Here is a 24,976-nt window from a genome sequence, read left to right on the forward strand (position 1 = left end):
TAAATGAAAGTTCTCGTGGTGTCACAGTATTTCTGGCCGGAATCTTTTATTATCAATGATCTGGTCAAGAGCTTATCTGCCCAGGGGCACGTTGTAAAAGTTCTTACCGGCAAGCCGAATTATCCGGATGGCGCTGTGTTCGACGGTTACCAGGCTTGCGGATATCAGGAAGAAAGTTACGAAACGACCGTTAGCGTATGCCGTGCGCCACTTAGACCTCGCGGCTCTTCGGGCGCAAAAAACCTGATACTGAATTATTTGTCCTATATCGTAAATGGACTGAAATTTTACCCGGACGCTGTAAAGGGTGAGAGTTATGACGCGATCTTTGTGTTTGCACCTTCCCCGATTACGTCAGTCATTCCTGCCATCTATTTGAAATGGAAACTCAAGAGTCATCTGGCAGTATGGGTCCAGGATCTCTGGCCGGAGAGCTTGAGTGCGACGGGATTCATCCGGAATAAATCGCTCTTGCGCGTGGTAGGGTGGGTCGTCAGAGGCATTTACGCCTGCGTTGACACTTTACTCGTTCAGTCGAGGGCATTCCGGGAACCGGTTGCTCGCTATGCTGACCCCGGCAAGGTCGTGTATTACCCAAATTGCTATCAGGATACTCCGCCAGGCTCGGAAGATACTCGGATTCCTGCATCGCTGCTTGCTGAGCTCGAAAACCATTTCTGTCTCGTTTTTGCCGGCAATCTGGGGACCGCACAATCGGTCGAAACCTTGGTTGAGGTAGCGGACAGGCTTCGACATCTATCCAGACTCCGAATTGTGTTGGTCGGCAGCGGTAGCATGCTGAGCTGGATCGAAAGCCAGAAAAAATCCCGATCATTGGACAACCTGGTCCTCGCCGGTCGGTTTCCGGCAAGTGAAATGCCAAATTTTTTCAGTCGTGCCACTGGATTGTTGGTGACGTTGAAGCAAGATGAGGCGTTCTCCTATACCATTCCCAGTAAAGTCCAGGCGTACCTGGCAGCGGGAAGGCCGATTGTCGCCGCGCTGGATGGTGAAGGGGCTCGGATCATTCAAGAGGCCAATGCAGGCCTGACGAGCCCGGCGCAAGATGCCGAAGGCATGGCCAGGTGCATTGAGCAACTTTTCCACATGAGTTCGGATGAACGGGAATCATTGGGGCAGTCGGGCAGGGCGTACTACCTCGAGCATTTCGAAATGGAGCGTCAAAGCCAGCGTCTTGTCGAAATCCTCTGTACCAGGATCAATGAATTGAAAGGTAGCTCAAAATGAAAGTTCTAGTGTTAGGGGTCACCGGGATGCTGGGTAGCACGGTGTTCAGGCAATTCCATGGAAACCCGCGCTTTGAGGTGTGGGGCACTTTACGTAACCCGGGTGGCGCAAAATACTTTTCAGACGAAACTCGCAGTTCGTTAATCAGCAACGTGGACGTGCTGGACCAGGACTCGCTGGTTTCGGTGCTGGCACGGGTCAAGCCTGATGTCGTCATCAACTGCGTCGGCCTGATCAAGCAGCTGGCCGATGCCAAGGATCCCCTTTCAGCGCTTCCCATCAATGCCATGTTGCCGCATCGCATTGCCAAGTTGTGCGAACTGTCTGGCGCTCGATTGATTCACATCAGTACCGACTGCGTGTTTTCCGGACGCAAAGGGCTTTACACTGAAGAGGATATCTCCGATGCGGAGGATCTCTACGGCAAGTCCAAGTACATTGGCGAGCTTCATTCCCAGCCGAATGCAGTCACCCTCCGGACTTCAATCATCGGTCACGAACTCGGAAGCCAATACTCGCTGGTGGATTGGTTTCTATCCCAGAAGGGGGCTGTCAAGGGCTACGAAAAGGCCATTTTTTCGGGGCTTCCTACCGTGGAGCTGGCGCGTGTCATTCGAGATTATGTGATCCCGAACCCGGAGCTCAAGGGCCTTTATCATGTATCGGTGGCACCCATTGATAAGTTGTCTCTGCTGAAATTGGTGGCAGAAGTTTATGAAAAGGAAATCGATATCGTCGCTGACAGTGATCTTTCTATCAATCGTTCGCTGGACTCGTCAAAATTCCAATCGGCGACCGGTTACGCTCCACCTTCATGGTTGGAATTGGTCAAGTCAATGCGCGCATCGCGTTGATCATTAAATACAATCAAGTTTTGGACGGTAGTTATGTTTGATAATAAAATTTTGATGATCACTGGCGGCACGGGGTCATTTGGTCATACGGTGTTGAAGCGTTTTCTTGATACTGACGTAAAAGAAATTCGCGTATTCAGCCGCGATGAAAAAAAACAGGAAGATATGCGCATTGCCCTGTCGAACGACAAGGTGAAGTTCTATATCGGTGATGTTCGCGATCGCGATAGCCTTGATCAGGCGATGGTCGGCGTGGATTACATTTTTCACGCGGCCGCATTGAAACAGGTGCCTTCCTGCGAGTTCTACCCTATGGAAGCCGTGCGTACTAACGTCATCGGTACCGAAAACGTTCTGAACGCGGCGATTGCTTCGGGTGTCAAGCGCGTTGTCGTGCTAAGTACCGACAAGGCTGTTTATCCAATCAATGCCATGGGTATTTCCAAGGCCATGGCTGAAAAACTGATGGTGGCCAGGTCGCGTATGATTCCGGCAGCGGGACCTGTGATCTGCGCCACTCGTTACGGCAATGTCATGGCCTCGCGCGGGTCAGTGATTCCTTTATTTATCAACCAATTGCAAAATGACGAACCGCTGACTGTCACCGATCCGAACATGACCCGCTTTCTGATGTCGCTGGAGGACTCCGTCGACCTGGTGCTGCACGCTTTCGAGCATGCCGAGCAAGGCGATATTTTCGTTCAGAAAGCACCTGCCTCGACAGTTGCGGACCTGGCGCAAGCGCTCAAGGAGCTGTTCTCTCGTGACAATACTGTCAAGGTCATTGGCACCCGTCATGGCGAAAAACTCTACGAGTCGCTGATTTCCCGTGAAGAAATGGCCAAAGCCGAAGACATGGGGCGTTACTATCGAATCCCGGCTGACAATCGCGACCTGAACTACAAGAAGTTCTTTGTTGAGGGTGAGCAGGAGATTTCCGATCTTGAAGACTACACCTCGCATAATACCGATCGTCTCGATGTTGAAGGCGTGAAGAAAGTTCTTTTGAATCTGGAATACATTCAGGAGAAACTTGATGCTTAAGGTCATGACGCTGGTCGGCACGCGACCAGAACTTATCAAGATGAGTCGTGTCATTGCAGAGCTGGATAAGCAAGTCAATCATGTGTTGGTCCACTCCGGCCAAAACTACGACTTCGAATTGAATCAGGTATTTTTCGATGATCTTGAAATTCGAAAGCCTGATTACTTTCTGGGTGCCGCCGGTGATACGGCTGCCAAGACCATCGCCGAGGTGATTTCGAAGGCGGATGAAGTATTTGAGGTTGAAAAGCCGGACGCGCTTCTGCTCTATGGCGATACCAATACCTGTCTGGCAGTCATTGCCGCCAAGCGCCGCAAGATACCGGTATTCCATATGGAAGCCGGCAATCGCTGTTTTGATCAGCGAGTTCCCGAGGAACTGAATCGCAAGGTGCTCGATCACCTGAGCGATATCAATATGGTTCTGACCGAGCATGCTCGGCGTTATCTGATCGCTGAAGGGATTCGTCCTGAAACCATCATCAAGACCGGTTCGCATATGGAGGAAGTGCTCGACTACTACATGCCGAAAATTCTCACCTCCGACGTGCTGGTTCGAGAAGGGCTGGAGCAGGATAAATTCTTCATCGTCAGCGCTCACCGAGAGGAAAACGTCGATACGCCGGAAAACCTCCGGGATTTGCTCAAGACGCTGCGAGCCTTGGCTGACGAGTATAAGTTTCCGATCATCGTCTCCACTCACCCCCGCACCCGCAAGCGTCTGGAGGCGATAGGCGAATCGCTGGATCACCCGTTGATCCGCTTTTCCAAGCCGTTCGGTCTGCTTGACTACATCAAGCTACAAATGTCGGCATTTTGCGTCCTGTCCGATAGTGGCACTATCACAGAAGAAGCCTCTCTGCTGAACTTGCCTGCCATTACCATCCGTAATGCACATGAGCGTCCGGAGGGGATGGACGAAGGGACACTCATTATGAGTGGCCTGAAAGTGGATGGCGTTCTTGATGCCGTACGTGTGGTGACCAGTCAGCATGATCGTGATCGGCGTGTCATCCCTGTGGTCAGGGATTACCAGGCGGGTCCAGTGTCCAAGCAGGTGGTTCGGGTCGTATTGAGTTATACCGACTACATCAACCGTACGGTCTGGTCGAAACCCTGAGCGGCGTCGAGGTTTGAAAATGCGTGTTTTGTTGACGGGTGCCACCGGTTTCGTAGGTCGTGCAGTCCTGGGCCGGTTAGCGGCTTCTGAAGATCTGGAGCCGGTGGTCGCCATTCGCGGGCATGCCCTGCCTGACTGTCCGGCGCGCGTTACAACTATTCAAACCGTCGGGCTCGAAAGTGATGCCGATTGGTCCCAGGCGCTGGATCGGGTGGAGGTCGTCATTCACAGCGCGGCGCGTGTCCATGTGATGAATGACACCGAGTCCGATCCGCTTGTGGCGTTTCGCAAAGTAAATGTCGAAGGCACACTCAATCTTGCCCGGCAGGCGGCTGGCCAGGGGGTTCGACGTTTTGTGTTCATCAGCTCGATCAAGGTGAATGGTGAAGGTACGCCCCTCAATAAACCTTATCTTGCAGATGCTCCACCCGCACCAGCGGACCCCTATGGCGTTTCAAAAATGGAGGCCGAGCAGGGGTTGTTCGAAATCGCGAACGATTCAGGGATGGAGGTCGTGATCATACGTCCCGTGCTCGTTTACGGCCCGGGTGTAAGGGCTAATTTCCTGAACATGATGCGCTGGCTGGACAAAGGGGTGCCGCTGCCATTCGGGGCTATCCATAATCGACGCAGTCTGGTCGCGCTCGACAATCTTGTTGATTTGATAGCGACCTGTATTCGCCACCCGGCTGCAGCTAATCAGATTTTCCTTGTTAGTGATGGGGAAGATCTGTCCACTACGCAGCTGTTGAGGCGCATGGGGCAAGCGCTGGGCAAGCCTGCACGGTTGTTGCCTGTTCCGAGTGTGCTGCTTGAGCGTGGGGCGCAGCTTTTAGGCAAACAGGCTCTATCGCAACGGCTTTGCGGGTCGTTGCAGGTCGATATAAGCAAAACTCGAAAACTGCTGGGCTGGTCTCCTCCCGTCAGCGTCGATGATGCTCTGGTGGCGGCTGCGAACTACTACAAGGACAGGCAGCGATAAGCTGGCTAACGACAGTGCTGGTTCAATTGCAGAATTGATTTTGGCTGTTTCAGGAAGTTGATCTTTGAACACAATTTGGTTGTTGACTGCTGTGGTTGGTGTTTCATTTTTGGCCACGGGTGCATTGCGCAAATATGCCTTGGCACGCAGTTTGATAGATATTCCGAATTCGCGAAGTTCACATTCGGTCCCGACACCGCGCGGTGGAGGTGTGGCCATCGTCCTGAGTTTTCTGATTGCGTTACCGGCACTTGTCTGGGCAGATGACATGGCTTGGCCCATGGCGTTGGCTCTGCTTGGAGCCGGTGGGTGGATTGCAGTCATAGGGTTTCTTGACGACCACGGACACATTGCTGCCAGGTGGCGCCTGCTGGCGCATTTCGCTGGTGCCATCTGGGCATTGTTCTGGATTGGCGGCATGGCCCCGATCAATGTGTTCGGTTACGAAATAAGCCTGGGATGGTTTGGTTATGTCATCGGGGCTTTGTTTCTGGTCTGGATGCTCAACCTCTATAACTTTATGGATGGTATTGATGGTCTGGCGAGTGTCGAAGCGATTTGCGCCTGTGTCGGCGCTTGTCTGGTGTATTGGATTGGCGGTCATCCGAGTCTCTCCATTCCCCCGTTTGCGCTGACAATGGCCGTACTCGGTTTCCTCGTCTGGAATTTCCCGCCAGCGCGTATTTTCATGGGCGATGCCGGGAGTGGTTTTCTAGGCATGGTACTGGCGGTGTTGGCCCTGCACGCCGCATGGACTGCCCCGGTGTTCCTGTGGGCATGGCTTGTCCTGTTGGGCGTTTTCATTGTTGACGCTACCTTTACCCTGCTGCGCCGCCTGTTGCGTGGTGACAAGGTCTACGAGGCACATCGCAGCCATGGATACCAGTACGCTTCACGGAAATTCGGCAGCCATCGTGTGGTCACGGTTGCAATAGCCGCTATCAATTTGTTGTGGTTATTACCGGTCGCTGTTCTGGTCGTCATGCGGTACCTGGATGGTGCGACGGGATTGATTCTGGCCTATGTGCCGTTGGTGGCACTGGCTTTCAAATTCCACGCTGGCGAGCTGGAAGTCGCGCGTAATGCGTGATGGTTGCTCTGGCTATCACGCAATGCCTGGTCCACAAGCGATACCAAAAGCTGTAGTTGTTGTATCAATGCTAAGGGCTTCGAGAGGTGTTTAGAGGGGTTATGGATAAGATTCGGGCAAATTTATTAAGTCTGCCAAGACGACATAAGCGCATTTTGCAGGTATTGACTGATATTTTTCTGGTCTGGTTTGCCTTGTGGATGGCGTTTGTTGTGCGTCTGGGGCTGGACGAGATGATCAATCCCCTCACTCAGCATGTCTGGCTTTTTGTCAGCGCGCCTGTCGTGGCAATTCCTTTGTTCATTCGCTTTGGCATGTACCGTGCGGTGATGCGGTATTTCGGCAATGATGCACTTATTGCCATTATCAAGGCTGTCACATTATCGTCTCTGATCCTCGGTGTCCTGGTGTACTGGTACAGTAATCATCAGAACGTCGTTCCCCGCTCGATCATATTCAACTACTGGTGGTTGAGTCTGATCATGATCGGGGGATTACGCTTGGCCATGCGCCAGTATTTTATGGGTGATTGGTTCAGCGCAGCTCAGCATGTCCCGTTCACGAACAGGGATGACGGATTGCCAAAAGTTGCGATTTACGGTGCCGGGGCCGCGGGCAATCAACTCGTTACCGCCTTGCGAATGGGGAGGGTCATGCGACCTGTTGCCTTTATCGATGATGATAGCGGGATTGCCGACAGGGTTATTTCAGGGCTGCAAGTCTATAAGCCTAAACATATCCAGCAAATGATCGACAATACGGGCGCTCAGGAAATTCTCCTTGCCATCCCGTCGTCCAATCGTGGTCGCCGCCGCGAGATTCTTGGTTTTCTCGAAGGTTTCCCTCTGCATGTTCGGAGTATCCCGGGGTTCATGGATCTGGCCAGTGGCAGGGTCAAGGTCGACGACATCCAGGAGGTAGACATTGCTGACCTGCTCGGTCGTGACGCTGTTCCGGCCCAGGGGGAGTTACTTGAGCACTGCATCAAGGGGCAGTCCGTTCTGGTCACGGGTGCCGGAGGCTCCATCGGCTCCGAACTCTGCCGTCAGATTCTGGAGCTCGGGCCCACGACACTTTTATTGTTTGAACATAGTGAATTCAATCTCTACAGCATATTGTCCGAGCTGGAACAGAGAATTGCACGAGAGGCATTATCGATCCGTCTTTTGCCAATCCTGGGGTCCGTGCGCAACCAGGAAAAACTTCTCGATGTGATGAAATCCTGGCACGTGGATACGGTATATCACGCCGCAGCCTACAAGCACGTGCCAATGGTCGAGCATAATATTGCCGAAGGTCTGCTCAACAATGTGATTGGCACGCTCAATACAGCCCAGGCCGCACTTCAGGCAGGTGTCTCCAACTTTGTATTGATTTCGACCGACAAGGCCGTGAGGCCTACCAATGTAATGGGCAGTACCAAGCGTCTTTCCGAGATGACGCTGCAGGCGCTCAGTCGAGAGTTGGCGCCGGTATTGTTTGGTGACACAACCAACGTTTCTCGGGTGAACAAGACGCGCTTCACGATGGTTCGGTTTGGAAACGTTCTGGGATCCTCCGGTTCGGTCATTCCGTTATTTCACAAACAGATCAAGTCGGGGGGGCCGCTGACGGTCACCCACCCAAAGATCACTCGATACTTCATGACCATTCCCGAAGCCGCACAACTGGTTATTCAAGCGGGTTCCATGGGGCAAGGCGGTGATGTCTTCGTTTTGGATATGGGGGAGCCTGTCAGGATTGTCGAGCTCGCCGAGAAGATGATCCATTTATCTGGTTTGAGTGTCCGTTCGGAAAAAAACCCGCATGGCGACATCTCAATCGAGTTCACGGGGCTGCGTCCGGGTGAAAAGCTTTATGAGGAATTGTTGATCGGTGACAACGTGGCTGCCACTCAGCACCCGATGATCATGACTGCCAACGAGGACTACCTGTCCTGGGATGTGCTGAAGGTCAAACTGAGCGAATTGCTCCGCGCCGTTGATCAAGACGATTATGCTCGTGTTCGCCAGTTGTTGCGCGACACGGTTAGCGGCTACTCCCCGGATGGTGAAATCGTCGACTGGATCTACCAGCAGCGGCGCCTCGAGCCCTGATTGTTTAATATTTTGCAATGTACATATTTTTGACAGTGCAATTACATAGCCTAAGTTTGAGGAGCAGCTTCGGAAAAGCTGCTTTCTCAAACGCCGTCATGGAGCTTCAATCATGCGTATAGGCTATTTTTACTCTCTGGTCTTTGCCCTTCTCACCAGTGTTCCCGCCGTTACTTTCGCTGCTCCAGCGAGCAGTCCCGAGGTGCTCGAAGCACCTCGGGTACTGGATGTGGCTGCCAAGGAGCAAGTGGGCAAAATCGATCTTAATAGTGCCGATTCAGCAACGCTGCAGCGTGAACTGTCGGGTATAGGCGAGGCCAAAGCCAAAGCGATTGTTGCATATCGTGAAAGTAATGGGCCATTTGCGTCGGTAGATGAATTGCTGGAAGTGAAGGGGATCGGTAAAGCGCTTCTGGACAGGAATCGCGAGAGGATCGAATTGAACTAAGTGTGTAATTGAACGAAAAAGGCCGATCATTGCAGGCGGTGTGAAAACCTTGCGATCTGCTGGCTAGTTAAAGAAAATGCCCTCATCGCAAGATGAGGGCATTTTTCTTATGCGCTATATCCAGGGTGCGTATTTCGGTACGCGTCCGGGCATCCCGCCTTGCGCAACTAAACCGGTTGCCACTGCCCATGCTTTTCTCCAGGCATAAAAAAACCCGCCGTAGCGGGTCATGTTGAGATTGAAGCTGTTATGAAGTCATAACGTTTAAGTAACGCTGATTCGTTTTTTTACGTTAACTGCAGCTAATACCGGACAACAAATGAACAGCGTGAACGCGTAAGGCATCCAGACAATTGGCCGCTGATATATACTAAACAGGAACAGCGCGAAAAACAGTAATGCCCATTTCGGAGAATCAGCTCTACGCAGAAGTGCGATAGCAAGCAAAGTCATAGAACCTGCAAAAAGGATCATTCCGATGATCCCAAAGTCCGTGAATATTCTCGTTACCACTTGAGAGACTCCACCAAACGTTACGCTAGCGTCAGAGCTTACCCCGAACATAAGAGTCTTAAAACCTGAAGACCAATAGTCATTGATCAGTTTTTGCATTTCAGGAAGCGATCTATTGTTTATATATTGAGTCTGACGCAAGGTTGAGACCGGTAATACAGTGGTGTTTTTCACTTCCGAAGCGTCTGATGGCTGCGTCTCTGGAAGGCTAGCAACTAACTCCGGAGGAGAAGACAATGGTCTTGTCAAGCCAGGCGCCGATGTAGTGACTTCGACTCGAGGGCCTTTCGCATTCGTTTCTGTGTGAAAAGAATCTGGCTTGATGACTCCTGCGGCAAGCAGCCCCACAACTACGCTCAGAGCAAGAGGCGCCAAGGTTCTGGCCGATCGGGTCAGCACCAGCCGAGCAGCAAAACCGGCGACCGTCAGCACTGCAAACGCTAAAGAAAACGAGAGCAACCCGCCTACGAAAAGCAGGATGGTGGCTGTGGACCTGATCCGGAATCTATGGGCTGCGAGCAGAAATGCTGAAACGGTACCCACCATCCCCGGCTCATCATAAACCGCACACAAACGGAAGATCGCTCCGCCCCATGGAAGCGACATCACGTTATTCCCAAGCAATAGCACACCGGGCACATTCAGATAATAGCCCCCCGCTGTGGCCATTACAGGGTTTAGAAGCGGCTTGTGATCAAAGCTGATTTGAAGCCCGAGAATGGAGCCAATCGATACCAAAATACCTGGCAGCAAGCTCAACCCGAAGATAATCGAAAATGCTTTTATAAGCTCGGCTCTTCGACTGTCTTCGAATACGAAAAGCGCCAGCATAGTCGGCAGAACGAAATACCAACGTGTAAAGCCTCCGTCCGTTTTGGGGAGCAAGCTTATGTAGACTATAAAAATTGCCATCATGGCAAAGCCGATCATTTCACTTTTACGTGGCCTGTCACCAGCGATAAACGCGAGCACCGCAATGACGCCAGCCGTTAGTCCGGCAAATGCAATATGCCTACTGGAGCCCCATAAAAAGTACGGATTCAAAGATATCCATGAACACAGCGCTAAAGCAGGGGCAAGCAAGGGACGGCCACGATTGATGAATGATGAATACATTCTTGATTTCCTTGAAATGCTAAGCCGATAGCCGGCAAGTGTGCTGGGCCCTCGGGATCTACTTGGTGCTTGCCGCAATCGAGTCTCGCTTAGCTCGGGTGAGCTCCACGATGCATACCCTGTCGTAACTTTCCTGCTTGATCACCCCCACTATATCCAGAGAAGCTGTCGCACAGGACATGTCAGATCGGTTTTGCTGAGTCCAAGAGCACGAGCCTGCTTTGATTAGGCATCCCTCTTGATCTCTTACGGATTTTGGGACCGCATCAATCACGTCCATATCCTGGATACTACAATCTCTTGCTTTCTGATCTGCCGTTTTCCAAGCTGCAGCTGCTTACTCTATCAAAGACAAGCCTAGCGCAGAGGAAGAAATCTAAACCAGGGCCAACCCCGCCAACGTAATCCGTTTCGGCGATGCACAGCGTATTACCTTGGCCAAAGTCATTGCCAGTCGTTCTTTAGGTGAACATATACTCATAAGTCCGGCATGCTATCAGCTTTGAGACTGGTCTGCGACAACACACCAGCCGTCCCTGGCACGGGATCGCTTGGGCTACTTCTGCGCTTCAGCCTTCTTGGCTGCGGCCGAAGCTACCTTTTCCGTATCGCAAGGAGGACCGACCTTACCGGTACCGTCGGCGTAAACAAGCTCCGCGTTGATCTTTCCGCTGCGCGGCCATTGTCTGTGCTGAATTTAGTCACGCATCCCTGACCCGGCTACCTGGCTCTTTTCCTGGTTCAGCATCAGTTTCAGACGCTGCCTCAAGAACCGTTGGACGCCAGCCATCACTCGCTCACTGGTACAACGGCTGCGCACATAAATGTTCGCATCATCGGCGTAGCGTACGAAACGATGGCCTTGCCGCTCCAAAAGTAGTCCAGAACCTGCGCGACAGGCCACTAGCTACTGATGCTCCTGTGCTACCACTCGGGTTGAACAGGATATTGGTTCCCAGGGAGGATTGCAGAAACCCAAGGCTCTTCAGATTGTCTCTTTCTTTAATCGGATCAGTCGTTTATTTGCAGCTAGTCTTATGCCTGAAGGCGAACGACGCTCAGGCGAAGGTCTTGGCATAAAGATGTGAATGAAAAGGCTCATTTTCGTGATTGCCGTACTGATATTGGCGGGTTGTGCGACTAGTGCAAGGACCCATGCGGTACGCGGGATCAGTCACGTCGAGATCGATTGCTCGGGACCGGGATCGGGGTGGGGGAGGTGTCAAAAGCGTGTCGATAGGGAATGTAAGGGGGGGACGGTTGCAAGGTGGTGGCAAGGTCCGACGATGCCTGGCATGAAGAAGAATACTTTTTTGGCTTCAATCCTGCGGGTTTATTGACACGGACCATGTTGGTTCTCTGTAGCTGAGCAGGGTGCCGGCGCGCGGCGGCTTCTGTATCGGACGCTCATGCAGAGAGAGAATGCGGTAAATACAATGGGCTGTTCAAAATCGTCCGGGCGTGCTAAAACCTTTGAAGCGCTGATCTAGCTGCTTGAAAAAGAAGGGAAAAATATGACGAAGTCGGAGTTGATCGAACGAATTGTCACCCATCAAGGACTGCTCTCATCAAAGGATGTGGAGCTGGCCATCAAGACCATGCTTGAGCAAATGTCCCAATGCCTGGCCACCGGCGATCGCATCGAGATCCGCGGCTTCGGCAGTTTTTCATTGCACTATCGCGCGCCGCGCGTGGGGCGCAATCCGAAAACAGGTCAGTCTGTCAGTCTCGATGGCAAGTTCGTTCCGCATTTCAAGCCCGGCAAGGAGTTGCGTGACCGGGTGAATGAGGATGAGGAGGAAGTGTCGTGATAGTGAATGGAGTTTGGGTTGTTACCAATGCCTAATATCAAACGCGTAGTTCTTGCGGTTTTGTTGTTGCTATTAATTTTAGTGGTCCTGGTGTTCGTCCTGGAAAATCAACAAGCCATTTCGATGGTGTTTCTTGGATGGACGGGGCCTGCATTGCCCGTGTCGGTAATTGTAGTGCTGTCGTTGTTGGCAGGGATGGTATTGGGACCCCTATTGTATTGGCTATTGCTTAGGGGTAGGAAGGTGTCTCGGGCGTCAGCCAAGTAAATTATAAAGAGATGAGTGTTCGGTTGACGGTTTAATGATGTTTTTCGAGGTATGGGTAAATCGTTTTCGATTTGTTATATCTGCAATTTTTTCAGTTCGGTAGATAGCGCAGCTTCCCGATAGTATAGGAGGGAAGCGTCTGTTGGCTTTGCTTTGCTTCGCTTTTCAATGAGATGTAACTTGGTGTGGTATTTGCTGGAACTGTTTGTGCCGCATAGTCTGCGGACGCGATGATAGATGCTGTCGGGTTGTTAAAATTGCAAGAAAATATTAACTTTTGGCAGCGGTGGTGTGCTTGAGTGGGTACAGGTGCAGAACAAAATAATCACTATTTTTATGATTTGTTATTGTCGGCGCGGCGTTCTGTGGGCTGGATGTCAGAAATATTTGAGAATTTCCCGGTTTTTTTGATTGGTTTAAGTGGTGGGGGATATGCCCTGCGCACTATTCAGTAAAGTCCAATCACATCTTGCTGCCGGTTGCCCAATCATGACAGCCTTTCGAGGAGAGGGACCTGCGTGATCGTTGAGTCAGGTACCGGACTGGATTGTGCTCCTGATAATAGTTCCGCTTTGGCGGTCCTTCTGGATGTGTCTGGTATCAAAGAGCGTTTATTGAAACCGGACTTTATTAAGGGGCAGTTGAGTGCCCAAGGTTATGACATCTGGTTGATGTTCGACGCGAACTTATTAAAATGAGTCGTGCAGTTGCTGAGCCGGATAAGCAACTGAATCATATTTTGGTGCGCTCAGGCCAAGATGGCGATATGGCATTGTGGGCCATATAATTGCTTATCTTCCATTGGCCGTCCTGGCCAAGGTGTTTCATCCGGGCGAGAAAGAAAAATTCAGACCTGACCCGGATGTTCGACCCTTACTGGTGTAAAATGATAGCCGTACGGGAATGAACGCATTCTAAGCGTCATAAAAATTGGTGTGGAGGAGAGTTCGAAGAGGTTATGGATAGATTCCGGGCTTTGTTATTAGGTCTTCCGCGCCGCAGTAAACGACTGATCCAGGTTACTGCTGATGTTGCGTTGGTGTGGCTAGCCCTATGGATGGGGTTTGTTGTCCGGTTAGGCATCGATGAGATGGTCAACCCGTTCACTCAGCATCTCTGGCTTTTTTTGAGCGCGCCGTTTATAGCAATTCCACTTTTTTTTCAATTTGGAATGTATCGTACGGTCACGCGCTATTTTGGTAATGATGCTCTTATTGCGATCATCAAAGCGGTAAGTTTGTCATCGTTAATTCTCGGCGTTGTTATGTATTGGTATAGCAACCATCAGAATATTGTACCGCGGTCAATAATTTTCAATTATTGGTGGCTAAGCCTGGTCATGGTCGGCGGCCTTCGACTGTTTATGCGTCAATACTTCCTCGGTGATTGGTTTTCCGCAGCGCAACATGTTCCCTTCACTAACCGGGATAACGGATTACCTAAGGTAGCTATTTATGGCGCTGGAGCTGCCGGAAATCAGCTTGTTGCAGCTTTGCGAATGGGGCGAGTCATGCGTCCGGTTGCCTTTATCGATGACGATGGAGGTATTGCCAGCCGAGTTATTTCTGGCCTGAAAGTTTATAAACCAAAGCACATCCAGGAAATGATTGAAGCTACGGGTGTGCAGGAAATATTATTGGCGATACCTTCCACATCTCGTGGACGTCGGCGAGAAATACTTGGTTTTCTGGAGGGATATCCCCTTCATGTTCGTACTGTCCCAGGTTTCATGGATTTGGCAAGCGGGCGCGTAAAGGTCGATGATATTCAAGAAGTAGATATCGCCGATTTATTGGGGCGTGACGTAGTTTCTGCCCAGCATGAATTACTCGAACATTGCATCAAGCAACAGGTTGTACTTGTTACCGGGGCTGGTGGGTCTATAGGTTCTGAGTTGTGTCGGCAAATATTGTCATTGCAACCTACGGTCCTCTTATTGCTCGAGCATAGTGAGTTTAATCTCTACAGTATTTTATCGGAGCTTGAGCAACGAATTGTTCGGGAGTCGTTGTCTACGAAAATTCTTCCGATCCTTGGATCGGTTCGTGATAAGGCTAAAATTCTGGATGTGATGTCAACGTGGCGTGTAGCGACCGTCTATCATGCTGCGGCTTATAAACACGTTCCGATGGTCGAGCATAATATTGCCGAGGGTGTACTTAATAATGTAATAGGTACACTGAATGCGGCTCAAGCAGCAATCCAGGCAAATGTGACTAATTTTGTATTGATTTCGACGGATAAAGCTGTTCGGCCTACAAATATCATGGGTAGCACTAAGCGTCTTGCCGAACTGACGCTTCAAGCTCTCAGCAAGGAATCAGCACCAGTACTATTTGATGACACTGCAAGCATACCTAGAGTCAATCGAACCCGATTTACGATGGTTCGTTTTGGGAACGTTTTAGGTTCTTCCGGCTCGGTGATACCATTATTTCACAAGCAAATAAAATCAGGTGGCCCGCTCACAGTTACTCACCCTAAAATCACTCGCTACTTCATGACCATTCCAGAGGCGGCGCAACTGGTTATTCAGGCGGGCTCTATGGGGATGGGAGGTGATGTTTTCGTGCTGGATATGGGCGAACCGGTAAAAATTGTTGAACTGGCAGAGAGAATGATTCATCTGTCAGGTTTAAGTGTTCGTACAGAAAAAAATCCGCACGGTGATATCTCCATTGAGTTTACTGGGTTACGCCCTGGAGAAAAACTCTACGAAGAACTGCTGATTGGTGACAATGTAGTTGCAACTCAACACCCGATGATCATGAGTGCTCACGAAGATTATTTGGCCTGGGATGTCCTCAAGGTCAAACTGACGCATTTGCTTGCAGCGCTTGATGAGGATGATTACTCCCTCGTTCGACAATTATTGAGAGAAACAGTCCATGGATACACCCCTCAAGGAGAGATAGTGGATTGGATTTACGAGCAACGACGTCTTGATCGTTAAGCCGGTTATATTACGGATGTTACTGGAAGTAAGCCAGGATTCGTGGTGAGCAGAATAGGCCTGCAGGATTGGTATATTATATATTTTTAAGCTGTTTTATATTTTTGAAGGCATTGGTTCGAATACTAGGGCCTGAATTGTGTGTGCATTTAGGGAGTGAGTCATCTTGAATCTTGAGATAAGTGATACTGAAAGCGAAGTCCACGCTACCATTATGCAGCGTATCGTGGTGATAGGTGGAACTGGCTTTGTTGGACAGCATTTACTCAATTCTTTAGTTGATTGCAGCAAAGAGTTCGAAATTATTTTCGCGGTCCATCGAAAGGAACCATCCTGGTTAACAGAATCGCCTATACAGGTTCGACATTTTGACTTGGAAGATAGCGCGTCGTTAGAGAAAATTTTGAATAGTGGCAGCATCGTTTTGAATTTGCTGCGGCCAGATGGTGCCGGATGGTTCTTGTCAGCGATCAAGAATATTTTGCGCGCTTGTGGCAATGCGCGTGTTAAACGCTATATCCATGTTTCAAGTATTGACGTTTTTGGCGCAAGCCAGGACAGCATTTGTACTTCGGCTTCACAGATCGTGCCTATCACGCCTTATGAGCGTGAGCATGCCGCTGCCGAGAAGTTTGTGAGCGCTGTCAATGCCGAGCATTTCGAAACCTTGATTTTGCGCCTTGGTGCGGTATTTGGTGTCGGGGGATTAAATGTTGTTTCATTCGTAAGGGAGGTTTCGAGTGCGCCTGGCTGGAAACTCGCATTACGCCGTTCATTGTACGGCGCGCGGCGAATGCATTTGGTCAGCGTTGAAAAAGTAGTCGAGGTTTTATTGTTTGTTACAACGGCGGCACCAATAATTCAGGGGGAAATTATTGTAGTGACTGAAGATGCTGACGCTAATAATAATTTCGCTTATCTTCAGGATTGTTTGCTGGAAATATTTAATCGTACTGCAGTATTGCATATTCCTTACCTCCCCTCGCGAGTGCTGCGTTTAGTATTAAATGCCAGGGGGATTAGTAATACTGATCCAATGCGTCGCTTCCGGGAAGATCGACTGTTGCAACTTGGATTGCCAGATTCTGCACTGTTCACCGAGCGCCTTAAAGGTTACTTGAGTCACTTGAGGGCTACGGTATGAATGTTTTATTGATTAATATTTCTCTTGATGCACAGCGTGGGGGAGGGACTGCGGAACGCACAAGGCATTTAGCCAATACCCTTGCGGATAAAGGCTGCCGTTGTGAAGTCATCGCGATGTCCGGTGATTCCTGGCAATCAGAATTTAATAATCGAGGTGTTAAAACCTACATTACTGGAAAAGTTGGTCAGCACTTTCCAATCCCTTTGGTCAATTTTATGCGTCTGTGGAAAGCGGTGAAGTCCGCTGACATTATCCATATCATGGGCTATTGGAATTTGTTGAGCATTATTACCGGCTTCCTCGCCTGGATCGCGCGGACTCCTTATGTACTTTGTCCCGCGGGTGAATTTGCTTCCATCGGAAAGCCTGGCCCAGTTAAGAAACTGTTTCATTTGTTGCTTGGTAAATCACTTATAAAAAGGGCGTCGGGGTTTATTGCAATTACTCAGTTAGAGCGAGTACTGATTGCAGAGGTTACAGGCTTTTTGCCAGATGGTATCCCGGTGTTTCCGAATGGGGTGACGGAGCCCGCGTTAACCCCAATACGTACACTGCAGAATCTGCCTGAAGAACCGTATATTTTATTTATGGGTAGGCTTGCCCCTGTCAAAGGCCCTGATTTGCTTATTAAAGCCTATCTCTCTACAAAGGCAGCCCACCATTATCCTTTAGTGCTTGCCGGGCCAGACTTCGGAATGCAAGCCGAGCTCGAGGCCTCTTTGGTTGGTCATGACATAGCTCATCAGGTTCATTTTATTGGATTTCTCAATGAGGCCCAACGGAATGAAGCTTATCAACATGCATTGATGCTTGTCATTCCTTCCAGATCGGAAGCCATGTCGCTTGTTGCTCTGGAAGCAGGAATCACAGGTTTGCCGGTATTGCTGACAAATACATGTGGCTTTGACGAAGTACAGGCGATCAACGGGGGAAGAGTAGTCGAGCCGACAGCCGCTGGTATCAGTGGAGGGCTTGAGGTCATGTTTTCAGAGATCGACGATTTGAAGCTTAAAGGACAACGACTTAAGTCGTTTATAATCGACCATTATAGTTGGCATGTAATTGTAACTGGTATGGTCGATTATTTTGAAGATTTTACTCAGGATAATTAGAGTGCTTGTTGATGTAAAGAGTTGATGGGATGCTTTTGTTTATTTAGCATCCGTCTCAGCATGATTAACCCTATTAGAAAAGCGGTTATCTCAATCGCGAAAAATAGAAACGCTCTAGGGAAATTGATTTGCACTGTCAAGTATGCCATTCCAACGCCAATAGTAGCACTTGTCATTACATTATTCAGTAACCGTTTAGCGGCAAGCTCGATGCTATAACCCAAGAAGAATAATAGTGCCATGCCAACAAAAAGCACGAGATGATTGCCGCTGTAATACAGTACCGCTATAGGACCAGGGATTGTCATGAATGTAAAATTTTCTAATCTTTCATACTGCGCATCAGACATTCGCTGATATATTGCTTGTGTGCCTTGTGCTGGATTTTCTTTTAAGCCTCTCATAAAAAGATCTAAATTCAGATGATGATTGCTCGTTACTGCTAAGACTCCTTCAGCGCCAACCCATCGGTCTACGATTAGCTTGCTCAATTCGTTTGCGATTCGTTTGAACTTCAGTTCGAGTGACAGTTGAAGCGGGGCTACGTATGGTTCTGGGGTGACGTCGTGTCTTGAAGCTTTTTCGGATGATTTCAACGACGTCCCGGATTCTTCCAGATTTCCTTTCACGATGGTTTTTTCTGCATAAGGTACTGCCTTTGCAAACGAAGAAAGGCGGTCGACTGATACGGAAATTATCGAAAATGCAAACAATAAAGCGGTCGTCGAAAAAATCTTTATCCAGCCAATTTTTGATATGTTCCACTCTAATTTTCTCCCTTGTATCAGGTAAGCAATAAAAGGGGCCGAAACATGAAGGATCATTTGTGCACGACTGCCCATCGAAATTGATGTCAGTGCACCCTCAATAATGACGATATAAAAAAGCATGTTCGGAGTTAATTTTCCGCTTTTTACCAACCAGTAAGCCAAGGTAAAAAGAGCAATAGAGTTTCCCCAGGCGACCATGAAGGAAAAGACTACGTAAATATAACTATTTAGCTTTAAAGTTGGTTCGTGTCCAACTTTTATAATCGAATAGTAATAGTTAAAAACCAGAGAGACAATTGTGAAGATAATTGCCATGCCCAAAAGTATTGATAAGAGCTTTGTGTTTATATTGGTTTCTGGTTCTTTTGTTTTTTGCAGGCCGGCCACTACAATGAAGTAGCAGGCAAGCAGGGCGCTAAATGCTGTGATCAATACAACAATGGCGTTGTTCCATGCGGCTGGCGATTCATCGAAGCCTCCTATAGGCTCAATGAAATTGTTTCCAATGAGCAAGTGTAAAGTGATTTTTGCCCAGCAACCTAAAGTCAAAAAAGAAAATAGAAAAAATATGAAGTAGCTTTTCGGTCGATTTTTAATTGTGGCATATATTATGGTGATGCTCAGTGCGCAATAAGTTGCAAATAAAGCGATCATGCCTGGGTAATAGAAGCCTGCCCATATGCTAAGTAAAGTCGCTGTGGCGACAATCCATGTTGTTGTCGCTTTATTATCAAGATAGCCTTCTGGGATCTTGTTCATTTTTTTACCGATCCGGATCTACAAATACCGATTACGTAGCTGATCATCTTGCGAGAAAATATTGATGAGGGGCTTAGTATTGCGGCCCGAAACATCTGCTTTAAACTGATGAGGTAGCGGCCGGAAAAACCGTGCATGAATCCTGACAGCAGATAGGCGTTTGCCATAGCCCTTTTTTTCCAGCGAAGAAACTTTTTTGGCAAGCCATCTGTATTATAAAAATCTTTAATAACAGTAACAGGCTCATCTGAACGTTGCGCACTGGAGGGATTATAGGTAGTTGACCCAGAGTGAATGCGAAAATCTGCTAGCGCCTCTGGGACGCGGATGAATGGGCCGTGTTGACAAAAACGTAAAAAAAAGTCCATATCCGGAATGTTTCTTAACCCAGTATTCCAGTCGCCTACTAGCGCCCATGTTGTCCGTTTGAATAGTGCGCCTGGACCAGGTAAACATTGGAAATTGGCAATGAGCAGATTTTCAGAATATTCGGGGGCTGTAATGGTTCTAACATAATTCGAGTCTTCGTCGATTACGCAAAAATCCGGGTATGCCAATACTGCTTCAGGTGACAACGCCATTCGCGAGACAATCGTCTCGATTGCAGTAGGGTGTAATCTGTCATCGGCACTTAGATAACCCAACAAATCGCCGGAACTTTGTTTCCATCCGAAATTCATGGCAGCGCTTTGTCCAGCATTTTCTTGTCTGAAATGCGTAAACTGAGCAGGATGATTCTTCAGCAAATTCGGAGTGTCATCGGTTGATCCATCATCAACCACAATCAGTTCGATATTTTGATACGTTTGTTTTTTGACGCTATCAATAGCATCCAGCAAATATCGAGCAGTATTGTACGTGGGAATGACAATAGTGACTTTCGGCAGTGTCGTCATTTTATCGTCCATGTGGATTCTCTTAGTGAAAATAGGATTGGCTGAATTTGATTGTTGATTTAAAGTTGGCGGTTGTTTTCAAGTTGAATATTCGATTTACATAGTGAATCATCAGGGCTGACTGAATAATACTGCCCGAGCTATAAACGATAGCTAATCCAATTATGCCAAAGTATATGAATGCCACACTTCCCCCGACGATCATCAGTACACCGCTGACAATAGAGATTCGCATGGTGATATGTTGTTTTTGCAACATGACCAAGACCATGCCGGCGGTTCCAGCGAAGGTCTGAATAACTTGAGCGAAGCCGAGAATGATAAATAGAAAGTAAGCTTCTGAATACTCTTCTGGCCAAGCTATCGCAATAATGAGTTGGCCTAAAATGGCAAATAGCAGATAGCCCGTGATTGCCATTCCCGTTGCTACACCCGCACCGATACCCATCACTTTTTGCAAGTAACGTTTTTTTCGTCGAACCCACAGACGCCCAATTGATGGTGCGATGACTGTATTGACTACTGCCAAGGGGATTATCACCAAGATAGCAAGCCGTGATGCCAGGCCATAGATTGCTACGTCAGCGGTGCTGCCAAATAAAACGATGATCCACAAGTCTGCTTGAGCTATGATAAATAGCACGCTTGTAGTGGTAAGGTTAGGTAGGGTTTGCCACAGTATTTCGGAATATCTTACAGTTTCTTTGGTTTCCCCATCATGAGTATGATGCCAGCGCCACAGGGAATATCCACCCAGTAATGCGGTACATAAAACACCAAGAACTCCCGAAAAGAGAAGGGTGTCCAATGAAAGTGTTATCTTTGACTGCCAGGCAATAATGACGGCAGCAGCGCTGGCGACACCAGTACCAACCACCAGGAAACTCGCCTGAACAAAGTGTCCTAAAACCCGGTGTTGCTCGGATAGTAAAGTTACCGTGGCAGCTAGCATCATGCTGATAGAGATAAGTGGTGCTAATTTTTGCAGCGCGCCTGTCAACTCTGAGTGCAACAGGTTTTCCAGTACCGTTAGAGTTATCAAAAAAGTAACCGCGAACAGACTTGCCGCTGAGCATCCAATGATTAAAGTGCGTCGTAAAGTTTGCTTTATCCTGGCAGTGTCTTTATCACCGATGGCTCTGGAGATAATAGCTGGAGCTGTAATGCTTAAACCTAACTGACCCAAAGTGGCAAGCGCTGCTATTATGGATTGGCACAGAAAAAACAAGCCCACGGACTCTTGCTTCATAGTGAGTGGCAGTAGCATTCCGGTCAGGGCCCCCGTACCAAGCAGGAGAAATCGACCGATGATGGCTGCAGCACTCGCAGCCACTGGAGAGGATAGAGCGCTGATATTTTTCTTCGCAGTCATTTATTGAGATTTCGCAGCAGGTCATAATGCAGCTGCCGATTTTCACGTTTTTTCAATGCCCTGTCTACAGTCAAGGTCCTCCAGTTCTAACCGATCGGCGGAAGCTGTGGTTTCTGCCGTGGCTGACCAAACTTGCTGCCTGGAAGATGCGACGGTTGGTGCCCCGGCAATCAATGAGCCATTTTAGCAACGCTAAAGGGGCGGAGTCAGTTCCATCCACTGCCTTTTCACGGAGCGCTACCTGGTTTCAATCGTGTCATTGACCTATTGATAATGCATGTTCTCAAGAAGTTGTATGCGACTCTTATAGTTAAACTATCTGTTTGTATTTAATGTTCTACTATTGCTGGATAATTTATTCGAAAAGATTGGTGATTTAAATAAATTTTGTCGAGACACTCTTCGCTCATCACGCAGCTGCTGGAATCGTACTGCCAGCTCCGGTGTTTGCATTGACAAAATCTTATCTGGTCAAACTTATTCATCTCGGCCTTTGATTGTTTCATTTTTCGCAACAGACACATTCTTGACATTCTGCCACGGCGCCTGATTTGAGGAGCAGCTTCTGGAATACTGCTTCTTCAACCGATGTCATGGAGCGCCATTTATGCGTACGGGTTATTTCTACTCCCAGGTTTTTGCCTTGCTTACCAGTGCCTCTTTTACCGCCAAGGCAGAGCCTGCAGCGAGCCCGGATCTGCCAAGGTTGCGGTGGTGATGGACGGCTTCAGCGAACGCTCAATCCGGCATATCGGATCTTGGCAGGGCCGATGCGCCGACTTTACGGCGTGAGTTAACCGGTGTAGGGGGAGACCGGAGCTCTGGCGATTGTTGCGTATCGCGAAAGTATTGGTCCGTTTGTGTCCGACGAGTTGTTCGAAGTGAAGGGTATCGACAAGGCCCTTCCAGATAAGAATCGCGAGAAGTCCCGGTTGAACCAAGCATTGTAAATGCGTCTTGGCGGCCGGTCATTGACCGGCCTTTTTTAATTTTTGGTGGCTGCAGCGAGTTTTGACTTCTGTCGGCAATTGAAAAATTACGACCGTAATATGCTATGTTGAATTATGTGTATAATAAACCCGCAGCTCGTCCAGGCAGGCTGAGATTCATTCACTTGTCTAACCCTCTGGCATCTCCCAGGAGCCAAGTCATGACGTCCATTCAGTCCCAAGGCACCGCCCTCATCACTGGTGCTTCTTCCAGTATCGTTGCGATTTACGCGCAACCGAAATCCGGGAGCGCTCCGGTATGGATGCTTCGCAGATTCCGACCAAGATAGTCATCGACGCGGGCGAGATGGTCGAAGTGGTATTTTCGGGTCTTGGATCAGGGCGAGTTGGTCACCATTGCTCCACTACCTGATGCCGCCGACCGGGATGCCTTTGTTGCGGCACGCCATGTGATGGCCCCCAATGGTTCCAAAACTAATGCCGCTGCGGGTTACAAATGAAACGCCCCTAATAGACTGAGGTATAGCGGTATGAATCATCGTCGTGTAGTTGTAACGGGCATGGGCCTGGTGTCGCCGCTGGGGTGCGGTGTCGAAGCGGTCTGGGAGCGGCTGCTGGCCGGGCGTTCCGGGCTGCGCAATCTTGCGCAAGAGGTGGTTGCCGATCTGCCGGCCAAGGTTGGGGGGGCGGTGCAGACGCTGGCTGATGATCCTGAGGCAGGGTTCGATCCGGACCTTGCAACCCCACCCAAAGAACAGAAGAAAATGGATCGCTTCATCCTGTTCGCCATGGAAGCCGCGCGTCAGGCGCTGGAGCAGGCCGGCTGGCAAGCGCTGGACGTCATCGGCCAGGAGCGCACAGCCACCATCATCGGTTCAGGCGTAGGGGGTTTTGGTGCGATTGCTGACGCGGTGCGCACCACCGATAACCGTGGTCCGAAACGTTTGTCTCCTTTCACTATCCCTTCATTTCTGGTCAACCTCGCGGCAGGTCATGTGTCGATCCAGCATGGCTTCAAGGGGCCATTGGGCGCGCCGGTCACGGCATGTGCCGCCGGGGTTCAGGCTATCGGCGATGCGGCGCGGCTGATTCGCGCGGGTGAGGCGGATATCGCGGTGTGCGGTGGTGCGGAAGCAGCAATCGATCGGGTCAGCCTTGCCGGGTTTGCGGCTGCTCGTGCCTTGTCCAGCGCTTACAACGAAACGCCTGAGCGCGCTTCGCGACCTTTCGACAGTGGTCGCGATGGCTTTGTCATGGGAGAAGGGGCCGGGCTGCTGGTTATCGAGTCTCTGGAACATGCGCTGGCCCGGGGCGCCAAGCCCCTGGCGGAACTGGTCGGTTACGGCACCAGCGCCGATGCCTTTCACCTGACCGCCGGCCCCGAGGATGGCAGTGGTGCGCGGCGAGCGATGTCGTTGGCATTGGCACAGGCTGGTGTTTCACCGGCTCAGGTTCAGCATCTGAATGCTCATGCAACTTCGACTCCGGTGGGTGATCTCGGTGAGTTGGCGGCAATCAAGGCGTTGTTCGGTGCGCAAAACGGCATTGCCGTGACATCGACCAAGTCGGCGACCGGGCATTTGCTTGGTGCAGCGGGGGGGATCGAGGCGATCTTTACACTGCTGGCGATCCGTGACCAGGTCGCACCGGCGACGCTCAATTTCGAGAACCCGGACCCTGCCACTGAAGGTGTCGACATCGTTCATGGCAAAGCGCGGCCAATGGCCATCGAATACGCGCTCTCCAATGGCTTTGGATTTGGCGGGGTCAATGCCAGTGTGCTGTTCAAGCGTTGGCAGGATTAATCCTGTGAACGTTTGAGGTGATCGCGTGCGACGTCGAGGATCCGTTGGGCAAACTCGGCGTCGGCGACACTGCGCGATAACAGCAAGGCGCCGACCAGCGTCGACATTATGACGATGCTGCGCTCGGCGGTGCACTCTCCGTCAAGGGTGTGCTGGATCTGATCGAGTCGTGCCTGGAGCACGACGTCGCTGGTTGGGCTCGGTTGACCACGCAGCCCCAGTTCCGAAGAAATGGTCAGCAGCGGGCAGCCCTCGTGAGGCGAGGTTTGATGCCATTCGGACAGGTAGGTGTCGATGAAGGTTTCGAGTGGGTGTTCCTCGGCGAAGATTTGCGCGCACAGCTGGTCGACTTGTGCGCCAGCCTCTTGCAAGGCTTTCTCCACCAGCTCGTCTTTGGACTTGAAGTGTGAGTAAAAGCCACCGTGGGTCAAACCCAGTGCCTTCATCAGGGGTTGCAGCCCGGTTGCGCCGATACCGTCGCGTCGGAATCGCGCTGAAGCTTCTCTGATTATGCGTTGGTGGGTCTGGGCTTTATGGTCCTGCGAGTAACGCATCTGATATCTCCGCATCAATGCGGCCCATATTAACCAATGAAAATTGCATGGTGACTGTACTTCTACTTC

General features: G+C 50.0%; 20 protein-coding genes and 4 pseudogenes. 18 read left to right on the top strand and 6 right to left on the bottom strand.

Translation table 11 applies throughout. From position 1 onward, the window contains the following. The first annotated feature begins 3 nt into the window (after positions 1–3). From KGA81_RS09390 to KGA81_RS09425, 8 genes are all read left to right on the top strand, one after another. Positions 4–1,248 (top strand): glycosyltransferase family 4 protein, encoded by a 1,245-nt coding sequence (locus tag KGA81_RS09390; RefSeq protein ID WP_223545589.1) that lies wholly within the window; start codon positions 4–6, stop codon positions 1,246–1,248. Then, positions 1,245–2,102 (top strand): dTDP-4-dehydrorhamnose reductase family protein, encoded by an 858-nt coding sequence (locus tag KGA81_RS09395; RefSeq protein WP_223545590.1) that lies wholly within the window; start codon positions 1,245–1,247, stop codon positions 2,100–2,102. Before KGA81_RS09390 ends, KGA81_RS09395 begins: the two co-directional genes overlap by 4 nt. Positions 2,103–2,135: 33 nt before the next feature. After that, positions 2,136–3,146: a polysaccharide biosynthesis protein gene (locus tag KGA81_RS09400; protein ID WP_223545591.1), complete on the top strand. Its 1,011-nt coding sequence runs from the start codon at positions 2,136–2,138 to the stop codon at positions 3,144–3,146. Beyond that, complete coding sequence (gene wecB, locus KGA81_RS09405) at positions 3,139–4,266, top strand: non-hydrolyzing UDP-N-acetylglucosamine 2-epimerase (RefSeq protein ID WP_223545592.1); 1,128 nt, start codon at positions 3,139–3,141, stop codon at positions 4,264–4,266. Before KGA81_RS09400 ends, wecB begins: the two co-directional genes overlap by 8 nt. Before the next feature lie 19 nt (positions 4,267–4,285). Beyond that, positions 4,286–5,248 carry a UDP-glucose 4-epimerase family protein gene (locus KGA81_RS09410; RefSeq protein WP_411736548.1) on the top strand — a complete coding sequence of 321 codons (963 nt, stop codon included), beginning with the start codon at positions 4,286–4,288 and terminating at the stop codon, positions 5,246–5,248. Between the two features lie 64 nt (positions 5,249–5,312). Then, the gene (locus KGA81_RS09415; RefSeq protein ID WP_223545594.1) at positions 5,313–6,338 is read left to right on the top strand and encodes an MraY family glycosyltransferase; all 1,026 of its coding nucleotides are present in this window, start codon (positions 5,313–5,315) and stop codon (positions 6,336–6,338) included. 101 nt (positions 6,339–6,439) lie between these two features. Beyond that, positions 6,440–8,434: a polysaccharide biosynthesis protein gene (locus KGA81_RS09420; RefSeq protein WP_223545595.1), complete on the top strand. Its 1,995-nt coding sequence runs from the start codon at positions 6,440–6,442 to the stop codon at positions 8,432–8,434. Positions 8,435–8,546: 112 nt separating this feature from the next. Continuing rightward, the gene (locus KGA81_RS09425; protein ID WP_223545596.1) at positions 8,547–8,882 is read left to right on the top strand and encodes a ComEA family DNA-binding protein; all 336 of its coding nucleotides are present in this window, start codon (positions 8,547–8,549) and stop codon (positions 8,880–8,882) included. Positions 8,883–9,146: 264 nt separating this feature from the next. On the opposite strand, the gene KGA81_RS09430 is transcribed toward KGA81_RS09425, so the two are convergent. Together KGA81_RS09430 and KGA81_RS09435 are read right to left on the bottom strand one after the other, a co-directional pair. Beyond that, a complete protein-coding gene (locus KGA81_RS09430; protein WP_223545597.1) occupies positions 9,147–10,511 on the bottom strand; it encodes a hypothetical protein in 1,365 nt (454 codons plus the stop codon). Between the two features lie 718 nt (positions 10,512–11,229). After that, positions 11,230–11,385 (bottom strand): annotated as a pseudogene (locus tag KGA81_RS09435) (group II intron reverse transcriptase/maturase); the annotation flags it as partial. 214 nt (positions 11,386–11,599) lie between these two features. Here KGA81_RS09435 and KGA81_RS09440 point away from each other — a divergent pair. From KGA81_RS09440 to KGA81_RS09475, 7 genes and pseudogenes are all read left to right on the top strand, one after another. After that, a pseudogene (locus tag KGA81_RS09440) lies at positions 11,600–11,880 on the top strand (hypothetical protein). Between the two features lie 145 nt (positions 11,881–12,025). Beyond that, positions 12,026–12,322, top strand: a complete 297-nt coding sequence (ihfB, locus tag KGA81_RS09445) for an integration host factor subunit beta (RefSeq protein WP_108215432.1) — start codon at positions 12,026–12,028, stop codon at positions 12,320–12,322. Between the two features lie 566 nt (positions 12,323–12,888). Next, positions 12,889–13,044: a hypothetical protein gene (locus KGA81_RS09455; protein WP_223545599.1), complete on the top strand. Its 156-nt coding sequence runs from the start codon at positions 12,889–12,891 to the stop codon at positions 13,042–13,044. Positions 13,045–13,107: 63 nt separating this feature from the next. Beyond that, on the top strand, positions 13,108–13,287 hold the full coding sequence (locus KGA81_RS09460) for a hypothetical protein (protein ID WP_223545600.1): 180 nt from the start codon (positions 13,108–13,110) through the stop codon (positions 13,285–13,287). Positions 13,288–13,547: 260 nt separating this feature from the next. Next, positions 13,548–15,542 (top strand): polysaccharide biosynthesis protein, encoded by a 1,995-nt coding sequence (locus KGA81_RS09465; protein ID WP_223545601.1) that lies wholly within the window; start codon positions 13,548–13,550, stop codon positions 15,540–15,542. A 166-nt stretch (positions 15,543–15,708) separates the two neighbouring features. After that, positions 15,709–16,686: an NAD-dependent epimerase/dehydratase family protein gene (locus KGA81_RS09470; protein WP_223545602.1), complete on the top strand. Its 978-nt coding sequence runs from the start codon at positions 15,709–15,711 to the stop codon at positions 16,684–16,686. Next, positions 16,683–17,801 (top strand): glycosyltransferase, encoded by a 1,119-nt coding sequence (locus tag KGA81_RS09475; RefSeq protein ID WP_223545603.1) that lies wholly within the window; start codon positions 16,683–16,685, stop codon positions 17,799–17,801. The genes KGA81_RS09470 and KGA81_RS09475 overlap by 4 nt, the downstream gene beginning before the upstream one ends. Here the strand turns inward: KGA81_RS09475 and KGA81_RS09480 are convergent. The 3 genes from KGA81_RS09480 to KGA81_RS09490 are packed head-to-tail and all read right to left on the bottom strand — an operon-like array spanning position 17,798 to position 21,598. Further along, complete coding sequence (locus tag KGA81_RS09480; RefSeq protein WP_223545604.1) at positions 17,798–19,330, bottom strand: hypothetical protein; 1,533 nt, start codon at positions 19,328–19,330, stop codon at positions 17,798–17,800. The two genes, KGA81_RS09475 and KGA81_RS09480, sit on opposite strands and share 4 nt — an antisense overlap. Further along, the gene (locus tag KGA81_RS09485; RefSeq protein WP_223545605.1) at positions 19,327–20,238 is read right to left on the bottom strand and encodes a glycosyltransferase; all 912 of its coding nucleotides are present in this window, start codon (positions 20,236–20,238) and stop codon (positions 19,327–19,329) included. Before KGA81_RS09485 ends, KGA81_RS09480 begins: the two co-directional genes overlap by 4 nt. 10 nt (positions 20,239–20,248) lie before the next feature. Further along, a complete protein-coding gene (locus KGA81_RS09490) occupies positions 20,249–21,598 on the bottom strand; it encodes a lipopolysaccharide biosynthesis protein (protein WP_223545606.1) in 1,350 nt (449 codons plus the stop codon). A gap of 607 nt (positions 21,599–22,205) precedes the next feature. Here KGA81_RS09490 and KGA81_RS09495 point away from each other — a divergent pair. From KGA81_RS09495 to fabF, 3 genes and pseudogenes are all read left to right on the top strand, one after another. Next, a pseudogene (locus KGA81_RS09495) lies at positions 22,206–22,548 on the top strand (ComEA family DNA-binding protein). Between the two features lie 274 nt (positions 22,549–22,822). After that, positions 22,823–23,048: pseudogene (locus KGA81_RS09500) on the top strand (SDR family oxidoreductase); the annotation flags it as partial. Between the two features lie 30 nt (positions 23,049–23,078). Next, entirely contained in the window at positions 23,079–24,353 is a 1,275-nt protein-coding gene (gene fabF, locus KGA81_RS09505) for a beta-ketoacyl-ACP synthase II (RefSeq protein ID WP_223545607.1), read from the top strand. Here fabF and KGA81_RS09510 read toward each other — a convergent pair. Next, positions 24,350–24,907, bottom strand: a complete 558-nt coding sequence (locus KGA81_RS09510; protein WP_223545608.1) for a TetR/AcrR family transcriptional regulator — start codon at positions 24,905–24,907, stop codon at positions 24,350–24,352. The two genes, fabF and KGA81_RS09510, sit on opposite strands and share 4 nt — an antisense overlap. Between the last annotated feature and the right edge of the window lie 69 nt (positions 24,908–24,976).

The sequence above is a fragment of the Pseudomonas sp. A-B-19 genome, assembly GCF_019947515.1.
In the GTDB taxonomy this organism is placed as follows: Bacteria; Pseudomonadota; Gammaproteobacteria; order Pseudomonadales; family Pseudomonadaceae; genus Aquipseudomonas.

Coding starts and splice junctions, on each gene's coding strand:
- KGA81_RS09390 (WP_223545589.1), top strand. CDS start 4: ATGAAAGTTCTCGTGGTGTCACAGTATTTCTGGCCGGAATCTTTTATT.
- KGA81_RS09395 (WP_223545590.1), top strand. CDS start 1,245: ATGAAAGTTCTAGTGTTAGGGGTCACCGGGATGCTGGGTAGCACGGTG.
- KGA81_RS09400 (WP_223545591.1), top strand. CDS start 2,136: ATGTTTGATAATAAAATTTTGATGATCACTGGCGGCACGGGGTCATTT.
- wecB (WP_223545592.1), top strand. CDS start 3,139: ATGCTTAAGGTCATGACGCTGGTCGGCACGCGACCAGAACTTATCAAG.
- KGA81_RS09410 (WP_411736548.1), top strand. CDS start 4,286: ATGCGTGTTTTGTTGACGGGTGCCACCGGTTTCGTAGGTCGTGCAGTC.
- KGA81_RS09420 (WP_223545595.1), top strand. CDS start 6,440: ATGGATAAGATTCGGGCAAATTTATTAAGTCTGCCAAGACGACATAAG.
- KGA81_RS09425 (WP_223545596.1), top strand. CDS start 8,547: ATGCGTATAGGCTATTTTTACTCTCTGGTCTTTGCCCTTCTCACCAGT.
- KGA81_RS09430 (WP_223545597.1), bottom strand. CDS start 10,511: ATGTATTCATCATTCATCAATCGTGGCCGTCCCTTGCTTGCCCCTGCT.
- ihfB (WP_108215432.1), top strand. CDS start 12,026: ATGACGAAGTCGGAGTTGATCGAACGAATTGTCACCCATCAAGGACTG.
- KGA81_RS09465 (WP_223545601.1), top strand. CDS start 13,548: ATGGATAGATTCCGGGCTTTGTTATTAGGTCTTCCGCGCCGCAGTAAA.
- KGA81_RS09475 (WP_223545603.1), top strand. CDS start 16,683: ATGAATGTTTTATTGATTAATATTTCTCTTGATGCACAGCGTGGGGGA.
- KGA81_RS09480 (WP_223545604.1), bottom strand. CDS start 19,330: ATGAACAAGATCCCAGAAGGCTATCTTGATAATAAAGCGACAACAACA.
- KGA81_RS09485 (WP_223545605.1), bottom strand. CDS start 20,238: ATGGACGATAAAATGACGACACTGCCGAAAGTCACTATTGTCATTCCC.
- KGA81_RS09490 (WP_223545606.1), bottom strand. CDS start 21,598: ATGACTGCGAAGAAAAATATCAGCGCTCTATCCTCTCCAGTGGCTGCG.
- fabF (WP_223545607.1), top strand. CDS start 23,079: ATGAATCATCGTCGTGTAGTTGTAACGGGCATGGGCCTGGTGTCGCCG.
- KGA81_RS09510 (WP_223545608.1), bottom strand. CDS start 24,907: ATGCGTTACTCGCAGGACCATAAAGCCCAGACCCACCAACGCATAATC.